Here is a 10,176-nt window from a genome sequence, read left to right as displayed (position 1 = left end):
AACTCGTACCACGACCCGTACAGGGCCCGCTCCCGCTCCACGAGCAGCGGCATCGCGTCGGACGCGGTGACCAACTCCCGCAACGGGTGACGGGACAGCACCGCGTCCACCTCCGGCGACAACGCGGCCTTCAGGCGGTGGTGCACCGACAGCGTGTCGTCGCCGAGAGCCCGCGCCGCGGCCAGGACCAGGTCCCGCTGCGGCCCCTTGGGCACTCCCGCGGTCGCACGCTCGTAGAGGTCGGCGCCCTCCTCCAGGACCAGGCCGGTGTCGATGCCCGCCGGGATCTTGACGGAGGCGGTGTGCCGCCAGGTCGCCAGCGGATGGCTCCACGCCTCCACACGGAAGGTCCAGCGGCCGGTGGCGTCCGGGGTGACCTCCGCACCCCACAGGTCGCTGCCGGGGGACAGTTCGCGCATCGGGGTCCAGGGGCCACGGCGGCCCGTCGGATCACGCAGGACGACGTTGGCGCCGACGGCGTCGTGCCCCTCGCGGAACACGGTGGCCGTGACCTGGAACGTCTCTCCGGCCACCGCCTTCGCCGGGCGCCTGCCGCACTCCACGGCCGGCCGGACGTCTCGTACCGGTACACGGCCGATGGCCGGGGTCCTGCGCATGGATCTCACCTCCGCCGTGCGCGAAGCCGGGCCTCCGGCCCGGCTTCGCGATCCGAGAAAACGGTTCGGCTGCTGCCGCCCCGTGGGGATTGCCGAGTACGGTGCCACGTCAGGGGCTTGGCGCCGTGGAACGCCGCTCCGGTGGTGGTGCCCGCCGGGCCGCCCGGCCCGACTGCGGCCGCCCGTCCTGCTCGCGCAGATAGCCGGCCAGGCTGGAGCGCAGATAGCGCTCCGCCGCGTCTGCTGCCTCCCGGGCGCAGCGCTTTCCCATCAGCACGCACAAGGTGTAGCCCGAGTCCTCGAAAGTGGCCCGGACCGTGCGGTCGTGGGGCTTGGCGAGCATCACGCGCTCCCACGCCCGGTAACGCCGCAACTGCCGGGCCACTTCGGCCTTGGCGGGTAGCAGCATGACCCTCTTCACCTTCCACGCTCTCGACTGGGCGCGTTCCCGACGGTCGGGTGGTGTCCGCGCAGGGGAGGGCACGGCACCGTTACGGCGATCGAGGCTTTCACTCATGGTGCACGCACGGCCACGCAACGTCCTGTTGGATCTTCAACCATCCGCCGTTCGAGAGGCTCGTGTTGCACGAATGGCGTAGTGACCCCACTGTGGAGGTGACTCAGAAGCGATCGGCGCTCACGCTCGGTGTCCGGAACACTCCCGGACAGCGGCACGGGGAGCGGGAGCTTCGCGGGTGAGGAGCAAGCGACGATGAAGACCGCAGTGCCCTGCTACTACCACCTGGACGTGGAAGTCAGCCCGGAACGGGTGGGACAGGTCAGCCGCATCCTGGCCGCCCATCTCCGCTACTGGGACCTCGAAAACCTCGTGGTCCCCGTCTGTCACGGTGCCGAACTGCTGCTGCGCGCGATCGACGAGCACGCCTCGGACAAGGACACGTCGATCGAGATGTGGTGGAACGGCCAGCATCTCATCACGGCCGTCGGCGGCGACGACCGCGACCTGCGCCCGGACCAGGACCTGCGGGCGTGCCTGGCGGACATCGCCGCCATGAGCGACGGCTGGGGCTGCTGTGCCTCGGACAACGGCGCCAAGATCATCTGGTTCTCGCAGCGCGCCCGCTCCGGCGAGCGGGTCCCGCTGGTCCCGACGGCCCCGGCGCCGAGCCTGAGCCAGGGGCTTCAGGTACCCCGCGAGCTCCCGGTGCTCGCCCTGGCCGCCCCGGCGACCACTGTGGACGGCGTCCTGGACGGCGTCCTGGAGGGCGCCCGGTGACGGCACGGAAGTCCCGGAAAGGGGTGCCCGTCTGGAGCGGGCACCCCTACCCGTTGGGCGCCGTCTTCGACGGGCAGGGCACCAACTTCGCTCTGTTCAGCGAGGTGGCCGAGCGCGTCGAGCTGATCCTGGTCGACGACGCCGGCACCGAGCGCCCCGTCCCCCTGAGCGAGGTCGACGGCTTCGTGTGGCACGCCTACCTGCCCGGCGTCGGGCCGGGCCGGCGCTACGGCTACCGCGTGCACGGCCCCTGGCAGCCGAACCTCGGCCACCGGTGCAACCCGGCGAAGCTGCTGCTCGACCCGTACGCGCGGGCGGTGGACGGCCAGATCGACAACCACGCCTCGCTCTACGAGCGCGCGGCGGACGGCCCCTCCCCGGGGGACAGCGCCGGCCACTCGATGCTGGGCGTGGTCACGGACCCGTACTTCGACTGGGGCGACGACCGCCCGCCGCGGCACGCGTACGCCGACTCCGTCATCTACGAGGCCCACGTGCGGGGCCTGACCCGCACCCACCCGGACGTCCCCGAGCGGCTGCGCGGCACCTACGCGGGCCTCGCGCACCCGGCGGTCCTGGACCACCTGACCTCGCTCGGTGTCACCGCGGTGGAGCTGATGCCGGTCCACCAGTTCGTGCAGGACGGCATCCTGCAGGACCGTGGCCTCGCCAACTACTGGGGCTACAACACCATCGGCTTCTTCGCTCCGCACAACGCCTACGCCGCCTTCGGCAGCCGGGGCCAGCAGGTCAACGAGTTCAAGGCGATGGTGAGGGCGCTGCACGCGGCCGGCCTCGAAGTCATCCTCGACGTGGTCTACAACCACACCGCCGAGGGCAACGAGATGGGCCCCACCCTGTCCTTCCGGGGCATCGACAACGCCTCCTACTACCGCCTGGTCGACGGCGACTGGGGGCACTACTACGACACCACGGGCACCGGCAACAGCCTGCTCATGCGGCACCCCTACGTACTGCAGCTGATCATGGACTCGCTGCGGTACTGGGTCACCGAGATGCACGTCGACGGCTTCCGCTTCGACCTCGCGGCCACGCTGGCCCGGCAGTTCCACGAGGTGGACCGGCTCTCGGCCTTCTTCGACCTGATCCAGCAGGACCCGGTGATCAGCCGCGTCAAACTCATCGCCGAGCCCTGGGACGTGGGCGAGGGCGGCTACCAGGTGGGCAACTTCCCGCCGCTGTGGTCGGAGTGGAACGGCCGTTACCGGGACGCCGTACGGGACTTCTGGCGGGCGGAACCCGGCTCGCTCGGCGAGTTCGCCTCCCGGCTGACCGGCTCCTCCGACCTGTACCAGCACAGCCGGCGCCGGCCGCGGGCGAGCGTCAACTTCGTGACGGCACACGACGGTTTCACCCTCCGCGACCTCGTGTCGTACAACGACAAGCACAACGAGGCCAACGGCGAGGGCAACCGGGACGGCGAGAGCGCGAACCGGTCCTGGAACTGCGGCGTCGAGGGCGACACCGACGACCCGGCCGTCCTCGAACTCCGCGCCCGCCAGCAGCGCAACTTCCTCGCGACCCTGCTGCTGTCCCAGGGCATACCGATGCTCAGCCACGGCGACGAACTCGGCCGCACCCAGCGCGGCAACAACAACGCCTACTGCCAGGACAACGAAGTCTCCTGGACCGACTGGAAGTTGACGGACGAGCAGCGCATCCTCACGGACTTCACCCGGTACGTCATCAACCTGCGCGCCCAGCATCCCGTGCTGCGCAGGCGCCGCTTCTTCCGCGGCGAGACCGCGACCAACGCCAAGCAGCCGCTGCCCGACCTGATGTGGCTGCGGCCCGACGCCCGCGAGATGACCGCCCGGGACTGGCAGCGCGACGACGCCCACTCGGTCGGCGTGTTCCTCAACGGCGACGCGATCGCCGAACGCGACCCCTACGGCCGCCGTGTGCTCGACGACTCCTTCCTGCTGCTCCTGAACGGCTACTGGGAGCCCGTCGACTTCCGCCTCCCCGACGAGTCCTACGGCGAGCGCTGGACGACCCTGATCGACACCGCCGATCCGGACGCCATCCCCGACGAACGCGAACGCAAGGCAGGCACCCGGCTCCGCGTGGAGCCCCGTAGCCTGATCCTGCTGTCGCGGCCGTCGCACAGCGGGGCACGGGCCGACGGAGGCCGCCGCCGGTGACGTGATGTTGGATGGTGGTATGGCGAAACGGCACGGGAAGCAGGGGCCGCTCCCCGGGGCGCCCGAGAGCATCGTCCTGCTGGCGACACCGGACGGCTGGCGCCACAGCATCCGCACCGCGGACGGCGGGACGCTCTGCGGGCGCCTCGACGGGGTCCCGGCCGAGGCGGAAGCCGAAGCGGCGCAGGCCGCTGCCGGCGCGCTGCTCAGGGACCTCGCCGGCGGCGCCGGCGTCGAGGTGACCTGGGACGCGTTCCCGGAGCCGGCCTCCTGGGCCGGTCGTGTCGGACCGGTCCGCTGAGGCTGCTCAGCGGGAGCGGCGGGACGTGACCGTGAACTGGGCTCCGTCCGGGTCCCGGAGGATCGCCTCGTCCTCCTCCTCGCTCAGGACGCTGCCGCCGTGCTTCTCGGCCGTCCGCGCGCAGCCAGCCACGTCGGCCACCGCGAAGTGGATCTGCCAGTGCGGCCGTACGGAGGGGTCCGGGGCCGACTCCACCGCGCCCGAGTCGATGCGTGCCACCACGTCACCCCGGCTGCGCAGCACCACCTCGCCGCCCTCGTACTCGACCTCGCAGCAGCCCGGTTTGCCGGAAGCCCAGCCGAGGATCTCGCCGTAGAAGAGCGCGGAGTCGAAGGCGTTACGGGTGTGCAGCCGGATGAAGGTGGGGGCGGCGCGCCGCCAGGCCTCCCAGTTGCCGACCAGCTCGCCCTCCCAGATCCCGAAGGTGGCCCCGTCCCGGTCGGCGAGCAGCGCCGCCCGCCCCGGCGGGAAGGACAGGGGCCCCACCGCCGCCGTACCGCCGCGCTCCCGGGCCCGCGACGCGGCCTCGTCCGCGTCGGGCACGGCGAAGTACGGGGTCCAGGCCACCGCCATCTGCCACATGGCGGCGACCGCGGCGATCCCGGCGACGGGCACACCGTCGGCCAGCGCGATCCTGAAGTGCTCGCCGAGTTTGGCGCCGCGCCACCGCCAGCCGAACAGCGCTGAGTAGAACTCCTGGGTGGCCTTCAGGTCGCGGCTGGTCAGGCTCACCCAGCACGGGGCACCGAAGACGGAGTGAGTGGAGATGATGTCCCTCGTCCTCGGTCCACCGCTGGCAGGCGTGTCATCGTTCATGGCAGTCGCGTCCTGGTCTCGGGGTCCGGCGCCCACCGGTCTGGCACCAGTGTCCAACCGGAACCGGGTGCGGTGCCTGTCGAGTACCCCGGTGGCGGGGGGCCAGGCGGGTGAGCACGATGGAGGCATGGGAGAGAGGGAGCCCGACCGGATCGCCGAGCTGCAGGCCGAAGTGGACCAGCTGAAGGAGGCCGTGGCCTCCCACGCTGTCATCGACCAGGCCATCGGGATGATGGTCGCCCTCGGTCGGGTGACGCCCGACCAGGGGTGGGAGGTGCTGAAGGACATCTCCCAGCACACCAACATCAAGCTGCGCAACATCGCGGAGCTGATCCTCATCTGGGGGCGCCGGGGCGACATCCCGCCCGCGATCCGTGCCGCGCTGGAGGACGCCCTGGACCGGCATGGGCCTGTCCAGATCCCCGGGGCCGCCGAGGCCATCCCCGCCCGCACGGAGGAGAGCCCCGGCAGCGTGGAGGACTGAGGGCTCAGCCCGCCTCGGCGAGGTGCTCAGCCGACTCCGCGAGGTGCTCAGCCGGCCTCCGCGAGGTGCTCGGCCGGCGCCTCCGTGAGCAGTTCCTCCCGCAGCCGCTCGAAGCAGCCGCTGAGCAGCCGGGAGACGTGCATCTGCGAGATGCCCAGCTGCTGGGCGATCCGGCTCTGCGTCATCCCGTCGAAGAACCGCAGGTAGAGGATGGTGCGCTCACGTTCGGGCAGCGCCTGGAGGCACGGTTTGACCGCGGCGCGGTCGACCACGAGGTCGAAGCCGGGGTCCGCCTCGCCGAGCGAGTCACCGAGCGCGTACCCCTCCGTCCCGGACACCTCGGCGTCCAGCGACAGGGCCGAGAAGCACTCCAGGGCCTCCATACCGGTGCGCACCTCGGCCTGGCTGAGCTTCGTGTGCGCGGCGATCTCGGCGACGGTGGGAGCCCGCCCGGGCGTGGTCTGCGCCAGTTCCTTGAGGGCGACGCGGACCCGGTTGCGAAGATCCTGCACCCGGCGCGGCACATGCAGTGTCCACATGTGGTCGCGGAAGTGGCGTTTGATCTCACCGGTGACCGTGGGCACCGCGTACGCCTCGAAGGCCCGGCCACGGTCCGGGTCGTAGTGGTCGACGGCCTTCACCAGGCCGAGGGCGGCCACCTGGTACAGGTCCTCCAGGGACTCCCCGCGGCCCCGGAACCGTACGGCGATCCGCTCGGCCATGGGCAGCCACAGCCGGACCAGCTCGTCCCGGAGCGCCCGACGCTCGGGTCCGTCCGGCAGCTGTGCGAGCCGCTCGAAGGACTCGGTCGTGTCCGGGGCGTCGTCATGGGGATGAGGCTTCGTGCTGCCGGTGACAGGCATAGCGCGCACTTCCCTCAGCGGTTGCTGGATCGGGGCGTGCCTCCTGTCCGAAGCACTGTTGTGCGGATTCCCGCTGGCGAATAGATCAAACAATTCGGTAGATACCGGACGCGAAGGGGAATGCTCCCGGCTGCTCTTCACCGCCTCTTGAAGAGCGATACCTCTGTAACAGAGGTAATCATCAGGGGTGGAAACCGATTTCCCCGAGGAGCTGGCCGACGCATTCGTACGGATCCAGCGGCTGATCCGGCGCAGGCTGCGCGGCGGGCTGACCCTGCCTCGGCTCCGCGGTGCCGAGGTGGAGCTGCTGCGGCTGGTCGAGGGCCGGCCCGGCATCGGCATCTCGGAGGCCGCCCGGGCCCTGCACCTGGCGGGCAACTCCGTGTCGACCCTGGTCAACCACCTCGTCCGGGACGGCTACCTGGTCCGGGAGACCGACGCCGCCGACCGGCGGGCCGCCCGCCTGGTGCTCACCGAGGCCGCCGAGCAGCGGCTCGGGGACTGGCAGCGTCGCCGGGCCGAACTGCTCGGCCGCCATGTGGCCCGGCTGGACGAGGCCGACCGGGAGGCCCTGCTCGCGGCGCTCCCGGCGCTGCGCAAACTGGCCGCCACCCTGTACGAGGAGGCCGAGGAGACATGACGAGCGCCCCCTCCGCCCCGCCCGCCGAAGCCGTCGCCTGCACCCGCCTCGCCCACTCCTTCGGGGACACCAGGGCGGACACGACGTCGCCAAGGAGCGCATGGCGGTACGCCGCCTCCTCGGCTACGTCCCGCAGCAGCTGTCAGCCGACAGCGGGCTGACCGCACGGGAGAACGTCGCCCTGTCCGCCCGGGTCTTCGGCGTGCCGCACCGCGAGCGCGCCGAGCGCGTCGCCCAGCGGGACGCGGGCATCCTGAACAAGCTTCTCGTCACGCCGCCCCCGCGCTCGGTGCTGATCACCGGCAAGGCGTTCGCGGCCGGAGTGAAGTCGCTGATCCAGGCCGTCGTCGTCATCCTCATCGCCGCCCTGCTCGGCGTGGCCCTCACCTGGAACCCGCTGAAGCTGCTCGGCGTCGCCGCGGCCTCCTCGCCGCTCGGCCGGCTGGCTCGTTGATCTTGCCGCGGAGTGACATGCGGCACGCAGGCGCACCCCGCCCGAGACCCCGGTGACGGGATTCTTCCTGCGCAGCGCTTGATCACCGATCAAAGCGGGCGAACCCCCTGGCCACAGCGCATTCTGCTCATTTGACAGTGCGCTGAGCGCACAGATAGACAGCAGCTCTCCGAGGTCGAGAGGGGCACTGTGTACGAGCCGAACGTGGTCGGGGACTGGCACGAGTATGACGAGCATGCCGGTCTGCGGGTCCGCGTCCACCGCCTGGAGGCGGCCGAGCCGCCGCGCGGACGTGACGACGCCGCGGCCGGGCTGACGTACTTCAGTGTCCGGGTGACGGTCGAGAACCGCGGTGCACGGCACTACGGCATCCATCTCGAGGACGGTCAGATGGACATCCGGGTCGGCCCGGACGGGGAGGGCGCGTTCATCGACTGGCGCAACTCCCAGTTCATCGAGGGCTTCGACGTCTATCCGCTGCGCCGGGCCACCGCCGTGCTCTACGCGGCCGCTCCGGAGGCAGCCCTCACTCACGTGGACGTGCAGGTCCAGCTGCGGGTGGACGAGGAGTGGGCCGACCGCAGGCTGTGGGCGGGCGGCATCGGCATGCTGGAGGCGACCACGGCGGCCGCCACCGCGGGCACCGGGCTGGGCGGCCTGGCCCACCAGGTCAGCGCCTTCCTGAAGGACCAGGCGGTGAAGGACCAGACGGAGCCCGGCACCGCCTGACCCGGGTCAGTGCGGGATGCCGTCGATGATCTCCCGGGCTCCCTGCCGCAGCAGCGCCACCGCGACCGAGGTGCCGAGCGTGGCCGCGTCCAGCCGGCCCGCCCACTCGTGGGCGTTCAGCCGCGTCTTGCCGTCCGGGGTGAACACACAGGCCCGTAGGGAGAGTTCACCGCCGCGGTCCACGTGTGCGTAGCCGGCGATCGGGCTGTTGCAGTGCCCCTGCAGCACGTGCAGGAACATCCGCTCGGCCGTGGCCTCCCGGTGCGTGGCGGGGTCGCCGAGCCCGCTGACCGCGTCGATCAGCTCGGTGTCGCCCTCCCGGCACTGCAGGGCGAGGATGCCCGCGCCGATCGGCGGCATCATCGTCTCCGGGGACAGCACCTCGCTGATCACGTCCTGGCGGCCGATCCGCTCCAGACCGGACACCGCGAGCAGCAGTGCGTCCGCCTCACCGGCGGCCAGCTTCTCCAGCCGGCGGTTGGCGTTCCCGCGGAACGGCACGCACTCCAGGTGCGGGTGCGTGGCGGCCAGTTGGGCGACCCGGCGCACCGAGGAGGTGCCGATCCGGGTGCCGGCCGGAAGTTCGTCGAGGGTGAGCCCGTCCGGGTGCACGAGCGCGTCCCGGATGTCGTCCCGCTTCAGGAACGCGGCGAACACCGTGCCGGCGGGCAGCGGCCGGTCGGCGGGCACGTCCTTGACGCAGTGCACCGCGAGGTCCGCCTCCCCGGCCAGCAGGGCCGCGTCCACCTCCTTGGTGAACGCCCCCTTGCCCTCGACCTTGGACAGGTCGCCGAGCCACTTGTCACCCGTGGTCTTCACGGGTACGACCTCGGTGCGCACCCCCGGATGCAGCTCGCCCAACTCGGAGCGCACGCGCTCGACTTGGGCGAGAGCCATCGGTGAGTCGCGGGACACGATACGGATCAGTTCCGGGACGGACATGAGGGACACGATAGACCCTCGGGCGTGATGCCCCGTCATGTTCCCACTCGGAATCAGGAGTTCGGGTATGGGTCAGGCGTTCGGGTCGAAGGTGATCCCGGACGGCTTGGCCGAGGCCAGGTGGGAGGGGAAACTCGCGTCCTTGAGGCCGAAGTGGGCGCTGCCGAAGTCGTAGGCGCTGAGCTTGTCGCGCAGGCCCGCCGGATAGCCGTTCCAGCCGACCAGCGGCGGGTACTGCCAGGTGTGCTCGTGGTTCTCCGGCGGCTCGTCGTTCGCGTTGGCGAGCCGGAAGCAGTGCGTGCCGATGCCGTCCTTGTGGTACACGACCTTCGGGTGGCTGCCCTCGAATCGGACCTGGGAGACCGGGTGCACGGTGAACGAGCCGTGGTTGGACGTCGACACGTACCGCACCTGCCCGTCCTGTACCCACACCACCACGTGCTCCCAGTCGTGCCGGTGCCCGCCGATGCTGCTGCCGGGGAGCGCCTGGTCCTTCTCGAAGTACAGGCCGTACAGGTAGGCGCACCAGCCGTTGTTGCACTTGTAGCGCGAGTAGCTGTTGGTGTTGTCCAGGTCGGAGGCGTCGTGGCAGCTGCCGTTGAGGGCGCCCGTCGGCTTGAGGCCGCCGTTGACGGTGCCGTCCGGCCCGATCGCGGGCGTCGGGTAGCAGCCGTCGGTGTCGTAGTCGAAGGCGGGCTGGTACGTCAGCTCGCCCGGCTCGGCGTCCGCGGGCAGCGCGAGCGGCGGTGCGGCGAAGGCGGAGGTCGGGAAGGCGACGACGAGAGCGGCGGCACCGGCGAGCGCGGCGAGCCATCTGCCGCGCCGGACACGGGAAGCGGACGACGACACGCAGGACCTCCAACAGCGGTGGGGCGCAAGGGAGTTCAGCATCGCGGGTGGAAGCCGTGCTGCCAAGAGATCACACGCG

Annotated in this window: 12 protein-coding genes and 1 pseudogene; 7 read left to right on the top strand and 6 right to left on the bottom strand. The window is 71.2% G+C overall.

The window, feature by feature from the left end; genetic code table 11:
- Together ACWC5O_RS30670 and ACWC5O_RS30665 are read right to left on the bottom strand one after the other, a co-directional pair.
- Positions 1-617 (bottom strand): maltotransferase domain-containing protein (locus tag ACWC5O_RS30670; RefSeq protein ID WP_450781110.1); only part of this gene is annotated, 617 nt, incomplete at its 3' end.
- 109 nt (positions 618-726) lie between these two features.
- A complete protein-coding gene (locus ACWC5O_RS30665; protein WP_097256616.1) occupies positions 727-1,026 on the bottom strand; it encodes a DUF5133 domain-containing protein in 300 nt (99 codons plus the stop codon).
- 303 nt (positions 1,027-1,329) lie between these two features.
- Here ACWC5O_RS30665 and ACWC5O_RS30660 point away from each other — a divergent pair, with 303 nt between their 5' ends.
- The 3 genes from ACWC5O_RS30660 to ACWC5O_RS30650 are packed head-to-tail and all read left to right on the top strand — an operon-like array spanning position 1,330 to position 4,320.
- Complete coding sequence (locus tag ACWC5O_RS30660) at positions 1,330-1,854, top strand: pep a2 (protein WP_450591859.1); 525 nt, start codon at positions 1,330-1,332, stop codon at positions 1,852-1,854.
- Positions 1,855-1,877: 23 nt separating this feature from the next.
- Complete coding sequence (gene glgX, locus ACWC5O_RS30655) at positions 1,878-4,019, top strand: glycogen debranching protein GlgX (RefSeq protein ID WP_450591862.1); 2,142 nt, start codon at positions 1,878-1,880, stop codon at positions 4,017-4,019.
- Between the two features lie 19 nt (positions 4,020-4,038).
- A complete protein-coding gene (locus ACWC5O_RS30650; RefSeq protein WP_450591857.1) occupies positions 4,039-4,320 on the top strand; it encodes a hypothetical protein in 282 nt (93 codons plus the stop codon).
- Between the two features lie 6 nt (positions 4,321-4,326).
- On the opposite strand, the gene ACWC5O_RS30645 is transcribed toward ACWC5O_RS30650, so the two are convergent.
- Positions 4,327-5,136 (bottom strand): VOC family protein, encoded by an 810-nt coding sequence (locus ACWC5O_RS30645; protein WP_450591856.1) that lies wholly within the window; start codon positions 5,134-5,136, stop codon positions 4,327-4,329.
- A gap of 127 nt (positions 5,137-5,263) precedes the next feature.
- Between ACWC5O_RS30645 and ACWC5O_RS30640 the strand changes: the two genes are divergently transcribed.
- Positions 5,264-5,620 (top strand): ANTAR domain-containing protein, encoded by a 357-nt coding sequence (locus ACWC5O_RS30640; protein WP_450591854.1) that lies wholly within the window; start codon positions 5,264-5,266, stop codon positions 5,618-5,620.
- Between the two features lie 47 nt (positions 5,621-5,667).
- On the opposite strand, the gene ACWC5O_RS30635 is transcribed toward ACWC5O_RS30640, so the two are convergent.
- On the bottom strand, positions 5,668-6,483 hold the full coding sequence (locus tag ACWC5O_RS30635; RefSeq protein ID WP_450591853.1) for an RNA polymerase sigma factor SigF: 816 nt from the start codon (positions 6,481-6,483) through the stop codon (positions 5,668-5,670).
- A gap of 187 nt (positions 6,484-6,670) precedes the next feature.
- Between ACWC5O_RS30635 and ACWC5O_RS30630 the strand changes: the two genes are divergently transcribed.
- The 3 genes and pseudogenes from ACWC5O_RS30630 (at position 6,671) to ACWC5O_RS30620 (ending at position 8,306) form a co-directional block, all read left to right on the top strand.
- Positions 6,671-7,123: a MarR family winged helix-turn-helix transcriptional regulator gene (locus ACWC5O_RS30630; RefSeq protein ID WP_450591852.1), complete on the top strand. Its 453-nt coding sequence runs from the start codon at positions 6,671-6,673 to the stop codon at positions 7,121-7,123.
- Positions 7,124-7,358: 235 nt separating this feature from the next.
- Positions 7,359-7,547: pseudogene (locus tag ACWC5O_RS30625) on the top strand (ABC transporter permease); the annotation flags it as partial.
- A 219-nt stretch (positions 7,548-7,766) separates the two neighbouring features.
- Positions 7,767-8,306, top strand: coding sequence for a hypothetical protein (locus tag ACWC5O_RS30620; protein ID WP_450591851.1), 540 nt, complete (start codon positions 7,767-7,769; stop codon positions 8,304-8,306).
- Between the two features lie 6 nt (positions 8,307-8,312).
- On the opposite strand, the gene hemC is transcribed toward ACWC5O_RS30620, so the two are convergent.
- Positions 8,313-9,248: a hydroxymethylbilane synthase gene (gene hemC / locus ACWC5O_RS30615; RefSeq protein WP_450591850.1), complete on the bottom strand. Its 936-nt coding sequence runs from the start codon at positions 9,246-9,248 to the stop codon at positions 8,313-8,315.
- A 72-nt stretch (positions 9,249-9,320) separates the two neighbouring features.
- On the bottom strand, positions 9,321-10,097 hold the full coding sequence (locus ACWC5O_RS30610; RefSeq protein ID WP_450591849.1) for an NPP1 family protein: 777 nt from the start codon (positions 10,095-10,097) through the stop codon (positions 9,321-9,323).
- Positions 10,098-10,176: the final 79 nt, after the last annotated feature.

The sequence above is a fragment of the Streptomyces sp. NPDC001450 genome, from assembly GCF_053597295.1.
This window is presented reverse-complemented; position numbering and strand designations above follow the sequence as displayed.